This is a genomic window from Haloactinomyces albus, from assembly GCF_031458135.1.
GTDB lineage: Bacteria > Actinomycetota > Actinomycetes > Mycobacteriales > Pseudonocardiaceae > Haloactinomyces > Haloactinomyces albus.
In genome coordinates this window covers 2,532,066-2,548,268 of record NZ_JAVDXW010000001.1, presented here as the reverse complement: position 1 = coordinate 2,548,268, position 16,203 = coordinate 2,532,066, and the positions used below count along the sequence as shown (strand labels likewise).

Annotated in this window: 19 protein-coding genes; 13 read left to right on the top strand and 6 right to left on the bottom strand. The window is 66.7% G+C overall.

Features of this window, described 5'->3' with window-relative positions:
* Positions 1-90 precede the first annotated feature (90 nt).
* The 3 genes from pstS to JOF55_RS11940 form a co-directional block, all read right to left on the bottom strand.
* The gene (pstS, locus tag JOF55_RS11950) at positions 91-1,212 is read right to left on the bottom strand and encodes a phosphate ABC transporter substrate-binding protein PstS (RefSeq protein ID WP_310273561.1); all 1,122 of its coding nucleotides are present in this window, start codon (positions 1,210-1,212) and stop codon (positions 91-93) included.
* 206 nt (positions 1,213-1,418) lie between these two features.
* A complete protein-coding gene (gene mshD, locus JOF55_RS11945) occupies positions 1,419-2,360 on the bottom strand; it encodes a mycothiol synthase (protein ID WP_374727468.1) in 942 nt (313 codons plus the stop codon).
* Between the two features lie 102 nt (positions 2,361-2,462).
* Positions 2,463-3,218, bottom strand: coding sequence for a winged helix-turn-helix transcriptional regulator (locus tag JOF55_RS11940; RefSeq protein WP_310273557.1), 756 nt, complete (start codon positions 3,216-3,218; stop codon positions 2,463-2,465).
* A 343-nt stretch (positions 3,219-3,561) separates the two neighbouring features.
* Here JOF55_RS11940 and JOF55_RS11935 point away from each other — a divergent pair, with 343 nt between their 5' ends.
* The 7 genes from JOF55_RS11935 (at position 3,562) to JOF55_RS11910 (ending at position 7,868) form a co-directional block, all read left to right on the top strand.
* Positions 3,562-4,425 (top strand): LmeA family phospholipid-binding protein, encoded by an 864-nt coding sequence (locus tag JOF55_RS11935; protein WP_310273555.1) that lies wholly within the window; start codon positions 3,562-3,564, stop codon positions 4,423-4,425.
* Positions 4,422-4,880 (top strand): TlpA family protein disulfide reductase, encoded by a 459-nt coding sequence (locus JOF55_RS11930; protein ID WP_310273553.1) that lies wholly within the window; start codon positions 4,422-4,424, stop codon positions 4,878-4,880. Before JOF55_RS11935 ends, JOF55_RS11930 begins: the two co-directional genes overlap by 4 nt.
* 88 nt (positions 4,881-4,968) lie before the next feature.
* A complete protein-coding gene (locus JOF55_RS24460) occupies positions 4,969-5,043 on the top strand; it encodes a putative leader peptide (RefSeq protein ID WP_374727467.1) in 75 nt (24 codons plus the stop codon).
* A gap of 124 nt (positions 5,044-5,167) precedes the next feature.
* Complete coding sequence (locus JOF55_RS11925; RefSeq protein ID WP_310273551.1) at positions 5,168-5,608, top strand: DUF4395 domain-containing protein; 441 nt, start codon at positions 5,168-5,170, stop codon at positions 5,606-5,608.
* A gap of 28 nt (positions 5,609-5,636) precedes the next feature.
* Entirely contained in the window at positions 5,637-6,485 is an 849-nt protein-coding gene (locus JOF55_RS11920) for a sulfurtransferase (RefSeq protein ID WP_310273549.1), read from the top strand.
* Between the two features lie 2 nt (positions 6,486-6,487).
* Positions 6,488-6,790, top strand: coding sequence for a DUF1416 domain-containing protein (locus JOF55_RS11915; RefSeq protein ID WP_310273547.1), 303 nt, complete (start codon positions 6,488-6,490; stop codon positions 6,788-6,790).
* 424 nt (positions 6,791-7,214) lie between these two features.
* A complete protein-coding gene (locus JOF55_RS11910) occupies positions 7,215-7,868 on the top strand; it encodes a heme-binding beta-barrel domain-containing protein (protein WP_310273545.1) in 654 nt (217 codons plus the stop codon).
* Between the two features lie 110 nt (positions 7,869-7,978).
* Here the strand turns inward: JOF55_RS11910 and JOF55_RS11905 are convergent, their stop codons facing one another.
* Positions 7,979-8,827 (bottom strand): aminodeoxychorismate lyase, encoded by an 849-nt coding sequence (locus tag JOF55_RS11905; protein WP_310273543.1) that lies wholly within the window; start codon positions 8,825-8,827, stop codon positions 7,979-7,981.
* Positions 8,828-9,049: 222 nt separating this feature from the next.
* Between JOF55_RS11905 and JOF55_RS11900 the strand changes: the two genes are divergently transcribed.
* The 5 genes from JOF55_RS11900 (at position 9,050) to JOF55_RS11880 (ending at position 13,258) form a co-directional block, all read left to right on the top strand.
* Positions 9,050-9,472 carry a Fur family transcriptional regulator gene (locus JOF55_RS11900; protein ID WP_374727466.1) on the top strand — a complete coding sequence of 141 codons (423 nt, stop codon included), beginning with the start codon at positions 9,050-9,052 and terminating at the stop codon, positions 9,470-9,472.
* Positions 9,469-10,614, top strand: coding sequence for a CAF17-like 4Fe-4S cluster assembly/insertion protein YgfZ (ygfZ, locus tag JOF55_RS11895; protein ID WP_310273539.1), 1,146 nt, complete (start codon positions 9,469-9,471; stop codon positions 10,612-10,614). The genes JOF55_RS11900 and ygfZ overlap by 4 nt, the downstream gene beginning before the upstream one ends.
* Before the next feature lie 150 nt (positions 10,615-10,764).
* Positions 10,765-11,556 (top strand): 3-keto-5-aminohexanoate cleavage protein, encoded by a 792-nt coding sequence (locus JOF55_RS11890; RefSeq protein WP_310273537.1) that lies wholly within the window; start codon positions 10,765-10,767, stop codon positions 11,554-11,556.
* 134 nt (positions 11,557-11,690) lie between these two features.
* Positions 11,691-12,251 (top strand): RsiG family protein, encoded by a 561-nt coding sequence (locus tag JOF55_RS11885; RefSeq protein ID WP_310273535.1) that lies wholly within the window; start codon positions 11,691-11,693, stop codon positions 12,249-12,251.
* Complete coding sequence (locus JOF55_RS11880) at positions 12,248-13,258, top strand: asparaginase (protein ID WP_310273534.1); 1,011 nt, start codon at positions 12,248-12,250, stop codon at positions 13,256-13,258. The genes JOF55_RS11885 and JOF55_RS11880 overlap by 4 nt, the downstream gene beginning before the upstream one ends.
* 175 nt (positions 13,259-13,433) lie before the next feature.
* Here JOF55_RS11880 and JOF55_RS11875 read toward each other — a convergent pair whose 3' ends face one another.
* The gene (locus tag JOF55_RS11875; protein WP_374727465.1) at positions 13,434-14,318 is read right to left on the bottom strand and encodes a DUF8083 family protein; all 885 of its coding nucleotides are present in this window, start codon (positions 14,316-14,318) and stop codon (positions 13,434-13,436) included.
* A 259-nt stretch (positions 14,319-14,577) separates the two neighbouring features.
* Here JOF55_RS11875 and JOF55_RS11870 point away from each other — a divergent pair, with 259 nt between their 5' ends.
* A complete protein-coding gene (locus JOF55_RS11870; protein WP_310273530.1) occupies positions 14,578-14,760 on the top strand; it encodes a DUF3073 domain-containing protein in 183 nt (60 codons plus the stop codon).
* 278 nt (positions 14,761-15,038) lie between these two features.
* Here JOF55_RS11870 and purM read toward each other — a convergent pair whose 3' ends face one another.
* Positions 15,039-16,163 carry a phosphoribosylformylglycinamidine cyclo-ligase gene (gene purM, locus JOF55_RS11865; RefSeq protein ID WP_310273528.1) on the bottom strand — a complete coding sequence of 375 codons (1,125 nt, stop codon included), beginning with the start codon at positions 16,161-16,163 and terminating at the stop codon, positions 15,039-15,041.
* Positions 16,164-16,203: the final 40 nt, after the last annotated feature.

The following is a 16,203-nucleotide window of genomic DNA, read 5'->3' as shown; positions in this document are numbered from 1 at the left end:
TGGGACGCTGTGCTTGCCGCTGTCCGGAGTCGGGGGCTCCCGCCCGGATCCGGGGCCTGTCACCCGGAGGCGAGTCCCACTGCGTCGCCGTCACGGCTGGATGGCGCTGATCGCGTCGAGAACCTCGCGCTTGAATTTCGGGGGCAGTGCGACGAAACCCGCCTGCTCCAGTGTCTCCGGATTCACGTTGGCCGCGACCTTCAGGGCTGCCTTGACGCCCTGGGCCGTCTCCGGCGAATAACCCTTCGAGCACACGATCTCGTAGGTGGCCAGCACGAGCGGATACACCCCGGGCTTGTCGTTACCGTAGATCGACCTCAGATTCAGGCGCAGGTCATGGCCCTGCCCGGAGATCTTGGCGCTATCGATGGCCTTGCTGACCGCCTCGCCGGTCAGCGCGACGGGACCATTCCCGCTGTCGATTCTGGCGATGTCCAAACCCGCGTTCTTCGGGTAGGCCCACGAGGCATAGGTGATGCCGCCCTCGGACTGCTTGACCGAGGCGGTTACCTGATCACTGCCCGACCGGCCCTGGCCGACCCCGGCCCCCGGGCGGAACGTCTTGCCCTCGCCGGTCCACAGGCCTTCGGTGGCGGTGGCCAGGTACTTCTGAAAGTTGGCCGAGGTGCCGGACTCGTCGGAGCGGTAGAACGGCACAACATCGATGGCGGGAAGCTGGGCGTCCGGGTTCAGTTTCCGAATCGCCGGGTCGTTCCACCGGGTGATCTCGCCCTGGTAGATCTTGGCGATCACCTCGGGGCTGAGCACGAGATCGTCGACGCCGGGGACATTGTAGGTGATCGCGAGAGGCCCGAACACCATCGGAATGTTCCAGGCGGGGTTGCCATCGCAGCGCTTCGCCGCCGCGGCGACCTCACCCGCCTCCTTGTTCAACGGCTCGTCCGAGCCCGCGAAGTCGACATGGCCTGCGGTGAACGCAGCCACTCCCTTACCGGACCCCGAAGCAGTGTAGGTGAGCTTCTGCCCCTCGCACTTGATCCCGTAGGCGCGGGCGAAGATGTCCATGGCGTTCTTCTGGGCGGAGGACCCTTCGGCGACCACGGGCTCGGTCCCGCACTCGACTTGCAGGCTCTTCAGCTCGGGATTCATCTCCCAGCCCTTGGGAATGTTCTTGTCCGTCCCGCACGCGGAGAGCAGAAGCATGCCCGCAGCGAGGAAGCCGAGCGCAGCTCTGTGCCGCTTGATCCTCACGTCGTTCCTCCAGGAGGGCCGGCAGGGGGAATCGAAGTACTTGCCACTGGCCCGAAACGCTAAGGCGTTCTGGTTGACGGACACCCGCATTCAGGTGAACAGCACATGAACACGGCACGCTAAGTAAGCAGGAACACATCCGTCGAGTGATCGATCGCCCGAACGCAGCCTTCCTGCTTACGTGCTGTGCTTCCCTGGCCGCCCGGTCAGCGACCGAACTGCACGTCGATATCCCAACGCCGGAAACTCAGGCGTTCGTACACGCGGATCGCCGGACCGTTGTCCCCCTCCACGTACAGCATGACCTGCCCGCACCCGACTTCCTGCAGGTGACGCAATCCGGCCACCGTGAGTGATCGGCCCAGTCCACTGCCCCGCGCCTCCGGATCCACCCCGATGACATACACCTCTCCGATGCCGTCCGGGTGGACCTTGGTCCAGTGAAACCCCAGAAGTTCCCCCGAGTCGTCCAGCGCGAGCAGGAAACCCGCCGGGTCGAACCAGTCCTGCTGCTGCTTGTCGAGAAGATCCTGCTCGGTCATGCCGCCCTGCTCCGGATGCCACCAGAACGCACGATGGTTGACCCGTACCACGGCAGCCTCGTCCTGACCCGCCGTGAACGCACGGATGGTGACCCCGTCGGGAAGCTCCGCCTGCGGCAGTTCGTTCCCGGCCAGTTCCCGCCCCATACGCCACAGTTCGCGAAAGCGCGTGAAACCGAACCGCTCGGCCAACCGCAGCGCGCCCGGGTGCTCACCGTGCGACCAGATCCGCAGTCTGCCGGTCACCGTCCCGGCAGGGCCGTCCTCCGTGGGCCGAACCTGCACATCCGGCAGGGTGGGCAGGTTCGCACGCTCCAGCAGCGCCTCGATCAGCTTCGCTCCGATGCCCTGCTCACGGTGCTGCGGATGCACCGCCAACTCGGCGACCAGCGCGCCGCCGTCTGCTTCCTCGGCGGTGTCCAGATGTGCGTAACCGGCCAGCACACCATCGGCGCCGCGCACCACGAAGTGCTCCGAGCCGCCCACATCGGCCTGCACCGGTTCGATCTGCTCGACAATTCCCCGATGCGCCTGCAGCCGCAGGATCACGTGCTCGCCCGCAGGGGCCACGCCATCGGCGTCCTCCACCTCGGACAGCAGCCCCATCACCTCGGCCGTCTCGTTCCCGTCCAACCCATTGCGCCATGTCAGCTGCGTCACGCCATCGACGTTACCGGGGGACCTCTCCCGTGGACCGCCCGGTGAACGTCAATTCCGCGCGAAATTGTCCGTATTCGTCCGCGGGGCGGCTTCGTCGGCGGGGGCCTTCAACGAGGAGCGCGGCTGCCCACCGCGTGCGGGGGCCACGAACTTGTAGCCGACATTGCGCACGGTTCCGATCATGGCGTCGTACTCCGGACCGAGCTTGGCGCGCAGGCGACGGATGTGCACGTCGACCGTGCGAGTGCCACCGAAGAAGTCGTAGCCCCACACCTCCTGAAGCAACTGCACGCGGGTGAACACCCGCCCCGCATGCTGCGCGAGGTACTTCAGCAGCTCGAACTCCTTGTAGGTGAGTTCCAGCGCACGCCCCTTCAGCCGGGCGGTGTAGGTCGCCTCCTCGATCGCGAGATCACCCACGGTCAGGGAGCCACCGTCGGTCGCCCCCTCGGAGCGGTTGCGCGACAGCAGCAGCCGCAGCCTGGCGTCCACCTCGGCGGGACCGGCCGTGGGCAGCAGGATGTCGTCCACACCCCATTGCGTGTTCACCGCGACGAGACCGCCTTCGTTGACGATCGCAACCACCGGTGCGCTGGAGTCACTCGCCGACAGCAGGCGGCACAGATCACGGGCCCCGGCCAGGTCGGTGCGGGCGTCGACGAAGACCGCATCGTGCGGGCCCGCGCCGAGCATCGCCGACGGATCCGGCTGGAGCACACGCACCCGGTGCGGCAGCAGGGCCAATGCGGGCAGCCCGGCGGTGCAGTCCTCGTCGGTGGTCAAAAACAGCAGCTCGGAGCTCATGGAAGGCCTCCATAGCGGAGCACGGGCCGAAACGGTCACGCGCACCTGCGGGACGTGCGGGTGTTCTGGGCGTTCGTGAGCTGTGTGCAGCACCCGAACGGTTCGGCTCCGTTGCCTGGTGAATACAGGACAGGATAGCGGAAACGCAGCGGACACTCCCCGGTAAAGCCGTCGGTGTCACATTCGTAAAGCGCGGTAAACCGGATGTGACGCACGCATGTCCCGCCGGGACGATCGTTACAGTGAAAGAGCCCGATCACGTCTCGCCCCGAGGTGCCCATACTGCGGTGCCCCACCGAGACCCACGGCGACCCGGCCAGCCCCGAGGAGAACGGAACCCTCCGTGAAACGGACCTTCCCGGTGAAGAAGCTCGCCATCACCCTCGTGGTCGTGTTCGGCCTCCTGATCGCGGCCGACTTCGGCACCGCGGCCGTCGCCGAGTATCAGGTGTCGCAGAAAATGCGCACTCGGCTCGACCTGGACAAATCCCCCGCCGTACGGATCAACGGGTTCCCGTTTCTCACTCAGGCCATCGCAGGCGACTTCCGTAACGTGCGGATCCGCGCGAAGGGAGTTCAGGTCGGCGAGTTCAGCGAGGTCGGTGTACAGGCCAACCTGCATCACGCCGAAGTCGCCACGTCCAAGGTCCTGGCGGGCACCGCCGAACGAATCACCGTCGACAAGATCGTCGGTCGGATCCGGTTGAAGGCTTCCGACATCGGTCGATTCATCGGTGTCAACGACCTGAACATCACCCCGGCACCGAAGAACGCGCTCGACGAAGCCGGCCGGGACTCCTCCGGAGGCACCTCCGGAGATTCGGGCCGGGGAGCGGGCTCGGGAGAATCCGGTGATTCGTCCGGCGATTCCGATGGTCGGCGCAAAGCCGTCATCAAACTGGACGGCACGGTCAACATCGCAGGCACCGACAACCACGTGCAGGTGATCGCGATCCTGTCCCTGGTGGACGAGAAACTGCGTATCGCCCCACGGAAGCTGGAACTCGACAACAGCGCTTTCGGTCCGATCCCGCTCCCGGACGTCTTCGAGAAGTCGGTGCTCAAGCGGTTCACCACCACCCTCGACCCCGGCAAGCTGCCATTCACCGTGACCCCCACGGCCGTCCGTGCCGAGCGGGGGGCGCTCATCGTCGAGGGCACCACGAGAAATGTCACGATCGATGCCACAGGGTTGAGTACCTCGTGACGCCCGGCTTGTGGGCCTTACTGGCAGCCGTGGCCATCGCGCTGTGCCTCGGCCTGATGTGGCGCGCTCGGCAGGGCAGGATCCGGGTGCGGAACAAGAGCACTCCCGCCGATGTTGAGGAATCCGTGTTCGACCAGCTTCCCGAAGGACTTCGCAGACACCTCACCGAGGCAGCCGACGGCGACGCGCGGGTAACGCTACTGCAGCTGTCCACCACCTTCTGTGCTCCGTGCCGCCACACGCGGGTCCTGCTGGCACATTTCGCCGAACGCACCGAGGGGGTCCGACATGTCGAAGTGGATCTCACGCACCACCCCGAGTGGGCCACGCCGCTGGGCGTGCACACCACCCCCACCACGCTGGCGTTCGACGACAGCGGCCGGGAACTCTTCCGTGTCGGCGGTGTCCCACGCCGTGACGAACTGACCCGGACGCTGCGTTCCCACCTGGGGTGAGCAGTCCGCTCTCATCCCACCCAGTGATCTCATCCCACCCAGTGAACAATCTTCCCGATGATCGGGTTCGGGCGTTATCCTTCTCCGTGTGCATGTACTGCTGACCCGAAGGCGCGCGGTGGATCTGTGCCGCGTGGGTAGCAGCCTGTGTTGCAGGCACTGACCACCGGGCGGTAGTACCTCGTGATATCGGCCACGCGCACGGTTGTGCCCTCGCGAGGCTCGCACCTCACCGCCTGACGGATCCGGCAGCCCAATCCGCTTGAGCTGATGGTCAGGAGAGCCCGATGCCCGCCGAAACACTCGACCCCCGTGGTATTCGCTTCACCGCATGGATAACCAGCGGGATTCTCGCTCTGGGACTGGTCACGGGCAGCTGGCGCGTCCTGGCCGCGCAGACCGCACTGTTCGCTCTGTGCGCCTTCATCGGGTTGAAGTTGAACCCGTGGGGGTACCTCTACCGGCAGACAGTGGAGCCGCGTCTGGGGGCCGCCCCCGAAGCGGAACGGGAAGCGCCCGCTCCGGTGCGTTTCTCGCAAGGGGTCGGGTTCGTCTTCGCGCTGGTGGCCACGGCCGGATACGCAGCCGGGTGGACCACGCTCGGGGTCGTGGCCAATGCGCTCGCGCTGATCGCCGCCCTGCTCAATGCCGCGTTCGGCTATTGCCTGGGCTGCCAGATGTACCTGGTGATCCGGCGGTTTGCCCCCGCCGCATCCGACGTTCGATGACACGACAAGAACAAGAAGGAGTCGCTCGATGAGCCGTGACGAGGTCCTGGTCTCCACCGACTGGGCCGAGCAGAATCTGAACACCGACGGTGTGGTGTTCGCCGAGGTGGACGAGGACACCACCGCCTACGACAACGGCCACATTCCGGGCGCCGTCAAGCTGGACTGGCGCAACGAGCTGCAGGACCACGTGCGCCGTGACTTCGTCGACCGGGTCGGGTTCGGCGAACTGCTGTCGGCCAAGGGCATCGGCAACGACGACACCGTGATCCTCTACGGCGGTAACAACAACTGGTTCGCCGCCTACGCCTACTGGTACTTCAAGCTCTACGGCCACTCCGACGTGCGGCTGCTCAACGGCGGCCGCAAGAAGTGGGAACTCGACGGCCGGGAACTGACCAAGGACGAGCCGAACCGCCCGGCGACGAAGTACGTGGCCCAGGAGCCGGACCAATCGATCCGTGCCTTCCGGGACGAGGTCGTCGACGCGATCAACAGCCAGAACCTCGTCGACGTCCGCTCACCCGACGAGTTCTCCGGCAAGCTGGTGGCCCCGGCGCACCTGCCGCAGGAGGCCGCGCAGCGGGCGGGCCACATCCCCTCGGCGATCAACGTGCCGTGGAGCAAGGCCGCCAACGAGGACGGCACCTTCAAGTCCGACGACGAGCTGCGCAAGATCTACGGCGAGGCCGGGCTGGACGACTCGAAGGACACCATCGCCTATTGCCGGATCGGCGAGCGTTCCTCGCACACCTGGTTCGTGCTGCGCGAGCTGCTCGGCCACAGCAACGTGAAGAACTACGACGGCTCGTGGACCGAGTACGGCTCGCTCGTGGGCGTGCCGATCGAAAACCCGAGTGAGCAGCAAGGAGCCTGAGCATGAGCAATGGATGCGGAGCACCCGCGCAGACGGCGACCGACCACTCGGAGAGCACCGACCAGGTGATCCTCGCGGGCAAGGTGCGTTCCGGTGAGCAGCCGATCGGCAGCGCATTCGTCCGACTGCTGGATTCGTCCGGGGAGTTCACCGCCGAGGTGGTCTCCTCCACCGAGGGCGACTTCCGGTTCTATGCCGGTGAGGGAGCGTGGACCGTACGCGCGCTGCACCGTGACGGCAGCGGCCAGTCCGACGTGTCCGCCTCCGGGCCGGGCGTACATCCGGTGGATATCGCTGTCGCCTGACCAAGCGAGAGCACACGCGTAGCGGGGCGTCGATGCACGCGCTGCATCGGCGCCCCTTCGCGCATTCGGTGGGCGGCACTCGTCAGCGAACCGCCGACCCTGTGATACTCATCTCGGCGCCGTGAGTCCACCGGAGGCCGGACTTTTCCGGTGACGCTTTCTCCCGCCGGTTTCTCCCACCGGTTTCCCTGCCTACCCCATGCCGGTGGGGCCGGAGCATGTCCGATGCCACACCCCACGCGGCGCCCTCGGTCGTTATCCTTGGCGCGTGGAACTCATCGACTTCTTGCATTACGGCCTTGTCAGTCTGGTCGGAATCGCAGCCCTGGCCACCCTCTGGTTCGCCTTCTATGTGATTTACCGCCTCCGTCAGGACTGACGCTGTGCAACGGCGCTGCGGAACCGGAAGGTAATCTCAACTGCGATGACTGCGACGCCCAACCAGCCGGAAGGCGGACCCGAGCCCGGTAGCGGTGACGCGGCGGTGCGCGCCGCCGCCGAACGCGCCGAGAAGACCCGGGGACGCAATATCCCCACGTTCGACGACCTGCCCGGTGTCGGCGACACCGCCAATCTGCGGCTCGGCCCGGAGCTCAACGACGCCTGCCTCGCGTTACTGCCGCTGGTCGGTGTGTGGCGAGGTGAGGGCGAGGCCAAGCACCCTTCGCTGAGCGAGTCGTACCGCTTTCTGCAACAGGTCACCTTCGCCCACGACGGTCGGCCGTTCCTGTTCTACGAGAGCCGTGCGTGGAAGCTCGACGGCGAGGGCGGCAATATCGTGGAGCCGGCCTTCCGCGAAGCCGGTTGGTGGCGCCCCCAGCCGGACGACACCATCGAGCTGCTGCTCACGCATTCCACGGGGGTCGCCGAGATGTTCTTCGGCAGGCCGAAGAACCAGACCACCTGGGAACTGTCGACCGATGCCGTGCTGCGCACACCCACCGCCGAGGATGTGACCGCCGCGAGCCGTCTCTACGGTGTCGTGGAAGGCTCGCTGGCTTACGTCGAGGAGCGTGCGACCTCCGAGCACGAGATGCAGCCGCGGTTGTCGGCGAAGCTGGAGCGCGTGGTCGGCTGAGGGCCGACCCCACACGAGGGATCATCCTTTCGGCGCGGGTTTTTGCAGTTTCGCGCGAAACTGCAAAAACCACTCGCGGTCGGGGCTCGGGATCGCCGGACTCGCGGAGCTCAGTACTGCGACTCGTAGAGCCCGGTGAGCTCGGTGTGCAGGTCGGCGTCCGCCTTCAACCGGATTCCGTCCAGCGTGTGCACCTGGCTGATCAACCGGATGCTGGAGACCAGCCACACGCCGTCGGCATGGAACAGCTCGGTAGCCGGGAACGATTCCACCCGGGCCTGCCAACCCGCCTGCTCGGCCGCACGGAACAACGCTGCCTGGGTGGTGCCCGCCAGGATGCCCGAATCGGGCGGCGTGGTCAGCAGGGTGCGTCCCCGGGCGAGAACGACGTTGGAGGTCGGCCCCTCCAGCACCGAACCATCGGTAGCGGTGAAGACGACCTCGTCCGCCCCACGTCTGTCGGCTTCCCGCAGGGCAGCCATGTTCACCGCGTACGACAGCGTCTTCGCCGACAACAGCAGCCAGGGAGCACGATCCTTCAACTGCGGATCGTAACCGCGTTCGAGCGTGACCGCCGAAACTCCCTCGGCACGCTTGCGCAGTATTCCGGCCGAAACCTCACTCCCCATTGCGAAACCGGTCGGGGCCTGCTCACTGTCGTCCGCACCACGCGTGCAGACGAGTTTGAGCACCATTTCGGGGGCGGTGTGCCACGGCCAGGCATCGATCACCGCCTGCACCGCGCGCTGCCAGCCCGCCCGCTCGGGCAAGGGCAGATCCATCAGGCGGGCGGACCGTTCGAGGCGGTCGAGATGCGGGCCGAGTTCACGAGGATGCCGTTCGACCACCAGGATGGTCTCGAAGATCCCGTCGCCTCGCTGAACACCCGGATCATCGGCATACAGCAACGGCACTTCCGGATCGACCAGGGTCCCGTCGAGCAGAGCCAGTACGCGCATACCCCGCAGCCTAGAGCGTGGTGTCACGCACTGCCGCAGCCTCCGAGTGCGCGACCACGGAAGCCCGCACGCCGCACAGCGTCCTACGATCGAAGGGGCATCCCCGATAGGCATCCCATCCGAGATGGTGCCCGTGGAATTGAGTGAGCACAGGAGCAGGCAGTGACCGATCCGGCGCGGACCGACCGAACAGCGCTGCGCAGCACCCTGCACAGACGCGGCATGCGAATGACTCCGCAACGACAACTGGTGCTGGATGCGGTACGGGAACTGGAGCACGCGACGCCGGAGCAGGTGTGCCGCCAAATTCAGCACACGACCCCCACGGTCAACATCACGACCGTGTACCGAGCCTTGGACCTGCTGGAGGAACTGGGTCTGGTCCGCCACACCCACCTCGGGCACGGTGCTCCGACGTACTCCGTGGAGGAACACGAGCACGTACACCTCGTGTGCCACCGCTGCGGCAGGATCGACGAGGTCGCGTGCGACATGCTCGACGGACTCGCCGGAGACCTCCTCGAGCAGTGCGGCTTCACACTCGACGCCACCCACCTCGCATTGTCCGGTACCTGCCGGAACTGTCGCGATGCCGACACCGTCGCCAACCCCTCTGCCAGCGCAAACGGCAAGGAGCCGAGATGAATTCACCACTGCTCGAACTACCGGGCGCGGTCGCCGCCCCGGAGGATTCCGTGGACTCCGGAGTGCCGTGGCACTTCGGTGATCCGTTCTCCGAGCAGCGCTCGGCGACCCGGTCGGCGGTGGTCATGGATCGGTCACACCGCGAAGTGATCACGGTAACAGGTGAAGAGCGGCTGAGCTGGCTGCACCTCGTGCTGTCGCAGCACCTGACCGAACTCGACGAGGATCACGGCACCGAAGCGCTGGTACTGGACAGTCAGGGCCGCATCGACAGTCACATGCTCGTGGCTCAGCACGATGGTGCCGTCTACCTGGACACCGACGCGGGTGCGCAGGCCAGTAGTGCCCTGCCGAGCATGGGCGTCGACGGCAGGCAGTCGCTGGTGGAATACCTCGATGCCATGCGCTTCTGGTCGAAGGTGGAAGTACGGGAGGCCACCGATCTCGCCGTACTCACCGTCATCGGCCCCGAGGCCGTGACGATCCTGGAGAAGGCCGGCGTGTCCGCCGTTCCGTCGGAACCTTACGGGGTGGCGGGCCTGCCCGGCGGCGGCATCATCCGATACCTGCCGTTCCGCGGCCTGTTCACCGCCGACCTGCTGATACCACGCACCTCACTGGTCGACTGGTGGACACTGCTGACCGACTCCGGCGCGCGTCCCGCGGGCACGCTGGCCTACGAGGCACTGCGAGTGGAAGCACTGCGGCCCCGGGTCGGGTTCGACACCGACGAGCGTGCCATTCCGCACGAGCTCGGCTGGATTCATGTCGCCGCACACGTGGCCAAGGGCTGCTACCGGGGTCAGGAAACCGTGGCCAAGGTGCACAACGTAGGCCAACCCCCGCGCCGGTTGTTGCTGCTGCACCTGGACGGATCGGTCGAGATCCGACCGGAGGCCGGCGACCCGGTATGGCACGGGGATCGCAAGGTCGGGCGTGTGGGCAGTGTCGTGCTGCACCACGAACTGGGTCCGGTGGCATTGGCTCTGCTCAAGCGCAGCGCGCCGGTCGACGTGGAGCTCATGGCGGGGGATTCCGAGCAGGAGCGCGCCGTCGCGGCGGCGGTGGATCCCGATTCGGTGCCGCCGGACACCGGTGAGCCGCCGGGCAGGATCGCCGCTCAGCGCGTGCGCGGGCGTTAGCGGAGCGGGCATTGGCGGAGTGTTCCGGCCGGTTGCGCGGTGGTTGCTTCAGCCGCCCCGTTGATGTCTTGCGGCTATTGCGGACCACATCGAGTAGCCACCGTGCAGACACTTCTCGGGAACACTCTCGGGTGTGCCAGGATTCGGGGCATGGCAGCGCCGTCGAGCACCCCAGGGCCGTCCAACACTCCCGCAGCATCGTCCGACGCTCGGACAGGCACCGTCATCGTGGTCGCCCCGACCGGTGCACATGCCAAGGCCGATGTGGCACAGCTGCCGGTGAGTAGTGCGGAAGTGGCCGGTGCGGCGGCGGACTGTGAGCGTGTCGGTGCCTCCGTGATCGACCTGGAACCACGCCACGACGTCTCCCTGCCGGATGTCGTGGCCGCTGTGCGGGCCCGTACCGGCCTGATCGTGCGGATCGCCGCACACGCCCGATCGGAGACTCCGGAGACACTGCTGGATTCCGGTGCCGACGTGCTGATCTGTCCGCTGAACGCTCCGGAGGACTTCGTCGCCACGCTGCGTGAGGGAGCTCGCCTCCGCGGTGTGGCGGTGCATTACGAAGCCTCCGAAATCGGACAGTTGGCCACACTGCGACATCTGCACGGGGATGCTCCCGTGCACGCGGTGCTCGTCTTCGGCGGCTCGAAGGGGATGCCCGGCGACGTCGGTACTCTGGCAGCGGCACTGGCCGAGCTTCCCGAGGGCGCGACGTTCTCGACGGTCGGTGTGGAGTCGGCGAGCCTTCCGGTCCTGCTCGCCACGATCGCCGCCGGGGGGCATATCCGGGTCGGTATGGCCGATACGCTGGCGTACTCCGAGGGTGCCGAGGTGCGGGACAACACCCAGTTGGTCGCGCGGGCAACGGGTGTGGCCAAGATAGCGCAGCGGCCACCACTGCCGCCCACGCAGGCACGCGAAGCTCTCGGACTCACTTGAGGCGTGTTGGTTGGTGCTGGTGGGTGTGAAATTCCTCGAAACACCAGCCTTCTCCCCAGGCACAGGAACACGCGGTTTCGCCGAAAGAGGTGAAATACTTGGCGAAGGCACCCCACGTGCTTGAAGATGGAGGTGTGATCGAAGTCCGTCCGGGTGGACGCCGCCGCATCGACAGGGTCCTGTCCCCGGATTACACCAGTGAAATCGAGCGCTACGAACTCGACGAGGTGCGAGGACTGCGGGACGAGGCAAGGCAGGAAGAAACCGACCTGTCGTACTTACGCAGGATACTGCACGCCCGCATCGACATCGTCCGCGCCGAGCAGCGCAGACGCACCGAGGACGGCTCCGCGACGGTCGTGGAGGAGCTGGTGGCGATCCTGTCCGACAATGCTGTCGGTCCCGCGACCGGTTCCGGCCGATATCAGACGACCGAGCCCTCCCGCGCCGAAGCGCACCGCAGACATGCGGAGGCACTCGTGTCCGACGTCGACCTCTCCGATGTGATGTCGTTGTCGGCCGACAAACTGGACGAAGCGCTGCGCGCCTACACCGCCGAAGAGGATTCGGTCTCGCAGCGACGTCGTGAGGTGCAGGCGGTGATGGATCGGCTCGATGCGGAGATCGCACGCCGGTACCGGGAAGGAGCGGCTTCGGTGGACGAGTTGCTGGCGGCAGAACGGGACCGGCAGTGACCGCTCCGACGGACCCGGGTCCCGCAGGTTCGGCCTCCGCAGGTTCGGTTCCCCTCGTGGAGCTGATCCGGGGAGATCTTCGTGAGGGTGTGCACCACGGCTCCGTGGTCGTGCTCGGGCCGGATGGATCGGTCCTGCACTCCGCCGGTGACGTGACCACCCCGATGTTTCCACGCTCGTCGAACAAGCCGGCGCAGGTCGCCGGGATGCTACGGGCGGGCCTCGACCTGCCGGATGATGCGGATCTGGCGATGGCGGCCGCCTCCCACAACGGGGAACCGGCACATCTGTTCCGGATCCGCGAGCTCCTCGATCGCCACGATCTTGCCGAGGACGCTCTGCAATGCCCGGCGGACTGGCCGCTTCGGGAGGCCGACCGGGACGAACGAGCCGCCGAGCGGTCCGGCAAGCAGCGCATCACGATGAATTGCTCCGGCAAGCATGCGGCGATGCTGGCAACCTGTGTACAACGCGGCTGGACCACCGAGGACTACCTCGACGCGAAACACCCGCTGCAGGTCACTCTGCACGGTACGATCGCCGGGCTCGCGGGCGAGCCGATCGCGGCCACCAGCGTCGACGGCTGCGGCGCTCCGCTGCTCGCGATGTCGCTGACCGGCCTCGCACGGTCGTTCACGAATCTCGTGACGGCCGGACACCCACAGCGGCGGGTGGCCGATGCCATGCGCACGCACCCGTGGCTGGTCGCAGGCACCGGACGGGAGGACACCCGCCTGATGCAGGCGGTACCGGGACTGCTGTCGAAGTCGGGGGCGGAAGGGGTTCTCGCGATGGCGTTGCCGGATGGGCACGCGATCGCGATGAAAATCTCCGATGGTGCGGCGCGGGCACGCGTGCCGGTCGCGATCGGTGCTCTCCGGGCCCTCGGTCGGGCCGACGCCGGGGAGGTGGACAGCGAGGAACTCGCCGCACTCGCCGAGGAGCCACTGTTCGGCGGCGGCAAGCCCGTCGGCACGGTGCGCCTGCTGTCAGGGGTCTTCGGCTGAGCCGACTACACCATGGAGTGGTTCCCACACCACCCTAGGTAGCGGGTGATGTGCAGTTTCGCGCGAAACTGCACAAATCCTCACCCCATCGTGTGTTCGCATCGGAGAGTCAGCACTCGGATGGGTACAACGCGGTGTGTCCGCTCCGATGCTCGAGTTCAGCAGCCGTGGGCGCTCAGTTGTAGCGCTCGTGGGCGGCACACTCGGACCAGAAATCCCGCAGGGCCTCATACCGCTCACCGACCTCGGTCGTTCGACCTTCCTCCATCGCGTCCACGATCGCGTGCACGTCGTCGGCCGAAGTGTCGGCTTCCAGATCATCGTTGTCCATCATCTGCACCAGGCCGCCGTAGTCGAGTTCCACCGCCGAATGCGGATGGAACCGCTCCAGCCAGCGTCCCGTCTCCCGGAGAATCTTGGGCGGGCCCTCCTCGCCGAGCGTCTCCCGCGTGACCGTGTGCGCGCGGGCCACGCGACGGCGCGCGTCGGCCATCGGAGCCTGCCAGGACACACGCTCGATGCGCCCCGTGGAGTTCGACCGAATCCGGCGCTGCTCCGGGTCGATCACGACGAACCATGGCAGCGGCACGGTCCAGGTCGACGAGAGCACATGCACCGCGCTGTCCGAGAGTTCGCTGACCACCGCCGAAGCCTGCGACTTCGCGGTCTCCTCCGGAACGGTCAGGGCAGCCGCCCGCAACGGCACCTCGGCAGCCCCGATGAAGCCGACCAGTGCCGCCGCCGATCTGCCGCGCAGATCGAGCGGGCACACGAGCGGCCCCGGTCCGACGGAGGCAGCCGGGCCGGTGGGAACGTCCTCCGGGTTCAGGACGAGCACTCCTTCCTGCTCCGGGCTGTCTTCACCGACTGCCTCGCCGGGAAACAGACGCGGACGGGTGGACACCTGTGTACGCAACCACAAGCCCTGCTCACGGTTTCCCACTTCGACCGGATCGACCGGACCGCGGTCCAATGCCTCGGCCAGTTGCTCACGTGTGGGGGATTCGAAAGACGACAAGGGCTCGTACACCCTCATGTAGGCGACGAACGGCTCAGGCACAGCGAGCATGGTGCCATGTTCTCGGGACGTGGGCCGCGCTACCCGTACACAGCCCCCCGACAGCATGGTGTGTGCACCCTCCCGCGGCCGCGCGACATGATGTGGGGCCAACGTCACCCCACGACACGCAGTCGCTATCGATACCACGTCGCATAGAACCGCATCGGCACGGTACGGTGGTTATAGGAAAAGTTGTCGAGATCATGCGGGGCCGCCGTTCCCCTGGCCGCCCCGCAACCCTGCGCGAGGGGGTCGAGCCATGGGGCGCGGCCGGGCTAAGGCCAAGCAGACGAAGGTGGCCCGCGAGCTTAAGTACAACTCCCCCAACATGGACGTCGAGGCACTGGAGCGCGAGCTCTCCTCGGACGTCAAGGGCGAGTGGTATGAACAGGACCGCGACGACCCATACGACGACGACGGGTACGACGACCACCGGCAGTGAACGAACAGTGGGCCGAGTGAGCGCACGAGAAACGCTCACTCGGTCATCTGTGCTGCCGGATGTCGCCGTGGCCAAACCCGGCGGAGTCAGCGGGTGAGTTGACGAGCTGAATGGTCACCGTGACGGCCCGGGAAGGCGTGCGGCAATAGCGCGCGTCTCCGGGCCGCACATACAGCGATATCCGATCAACGTGCGGGTGGCGCTTCCGGAAAAGCCGGAGGCGCCACCCGTGCATGCTGCTCTACCCGGATGCGGTCAGTGGGAGAAGATCCCCACTCTCAGAACCTCGGGTGGTTTCCGCGGAGAACGACGCGCTGGTCCTCCTCGGCGTCCTCCACCGTGGGCTGCTTGGCGACTTCACCCAACACCCACGCGGGAACGTGGCGGGCCGTGAGCACCGCGAGGGCACGGTCGACATCCTCGGCCGTGACCACCGCGACCATACCGACACCCATGTTGAAGGTGCGTTCCATCTCGGCGGTCGCGACCCGGCCGCGCTGGGCGATCAACTGAAACACCGGTTCCGGTGTCCAGGTCGCGCGGTCGAGCACGGCCGTGAGGCCTTGCGGGATGACGCGTTCCAGGTTGCCCGCCAACCCGCCACCGGTGACGTGCGCGAACGTGCGCACCTCGGCTTCGGCGGCCAGCGCCAGACAGTCCTTGGCGTAGATGCGCGTGGGCTCCAGCATTTCCTCACCGAGCGTGCGGCCGAATTCCTCGACGTGCCCGGACAGCGGCATCTTCGCGACATCGAGCAGTACGTGCCGCGCAAGTGAGTAGCCGTTGGAGTGCAGACCCGTGGATCCCATGCCGATCACGATGTCGCCGGGGCGAACCTTGTCCGGGCCGAGCATCGCGTCCGCCTCGACCACACCGACCCCGGTGGCCGAGATGTCGTACTCTCCCTCGGCCATCATGCCCGGATGTTCGGCGGTCTCTCCGCCCAGCAGTGCACAACCCGCCTGGACACACCCATCGGAAACCCCTTTGACCAGGCTGGAGATGCGCTCCGGCACGACCTGGCCGGTAGCGATGTAGTCCTGCAGGAACAGCGGCTCGGCGCCACAGACGACGAGATCGTCGACCACCATGGCAACCAGGTCGATGCCCACCGTGTCGTGCACATCGAGTGCCTGTGCAACCGCGATCTTGGTACCCACCCCATCGGTGGACGAGGCGAGCACCGGTTCCGACCACCGGTCCAGCTTGAGCTGGAACAATCCGGCGAACCCTCCCAGCGAACCGAGCACCTCGGGTCGGGTGGCCCGCTGCGCCCACGGGCGCATCCGGTCCACGGCTTCGTCGCCCGCCTCGATACTGACCCCGGTCTCGGCATAGGTCGACGGTGACTGCTCGGTCTGGTCGGCGTTGGCACTCGACCCTGCAAGCAGGTCTTCGGACACGACTGGCTCCACATCTGATGCGAGGATGGCGATCCGTACT

What these genes read in the sequence shown, in the direction of transcription:
- mshD (WP_374727468.1), bottom strand. Translation starts at nt 2,360, where the DNA reads ATGGGGCTGCTGTCCGAGGTGGAGGACGCCGATGGCGTGGCCCCTGCG.
- JOF55_RS11940 (WP_310273557.1), bottom strand. Translation starts at nt 3,218, where the DNA reads ATGAGCTCCGAGCTGCTGTTTTTGACCACCGACGAGGACTGCACCGCC.
- JOF55_RS11925 (WP_310273551.1), top strand. Translation starts at nt 5,168, where the DNA reads ATGCCCGCCGAAACACTCGACCCCCGTGGTATTCGCTTCACCGCATGG.
- JOF55_RS11920 (WP_310273549.1), top strand. Translation starts at nt 5,637, where the DNA reads ATGAGCCGTGACGAGGTCCTGGTCTCCACCGACTGGGCCGAGCAGAAT.
- JOF55_RS11915 (WP_310273547.1), top strand. Translation starts at nt 6,488, where the DNA reads ATGAGCAATGGATGCGGAGCACCCGCGCAGACGGCGACCGACCACTCG.
- JOF55_RS11910 (WP_310273545.1), top strand. Translation starts at nt 7,215, where the DNA reads ATGACTGCGACGCCCAACCAGCCGGAAGGCGGACCCGAGCCCGGTAGC.
- JOF55_RS11905 (WP_310273543.1), bottom strand. Translation starts at nt 8,827, where the DNA reads ATGCGCGTACTGGCTCTGCTCGACGGGACCCTGGTCGATCCGGAAGTG.
- JOF55_RS11900 (WP_374727466.1), top strand. Translation starts at nt 9,050, where the DNA reads ATGCGAATGACTCCGCAACGACAACTGGTGCTGGATGCGGTACGGGAA.
- ygfZ (WP_310273539.1), top strand. Translation starts at nt 9,469, where the DNA reads ATGAATTCACCACTGCTCGAACTACCGGGCGCGGTCGCCGCCCCGGAG.
- JOF55_RS11890 (WP_310273537.1), top strand. Translation starts at nt 10,765, where the DNA reads ATGGCAGCGCCGTCGAGCACCCCAGGGCCGTCCAACACTCCCGCAGCA.
- JOF55_RS11870 (WP_310273530.1), top strand. Translation starts at nt 14,578, where the DNA reads ATGGGGCGCGGCCGGGCTAAGGCCAAGCAGACGAAGGTGGCCCGCGAG.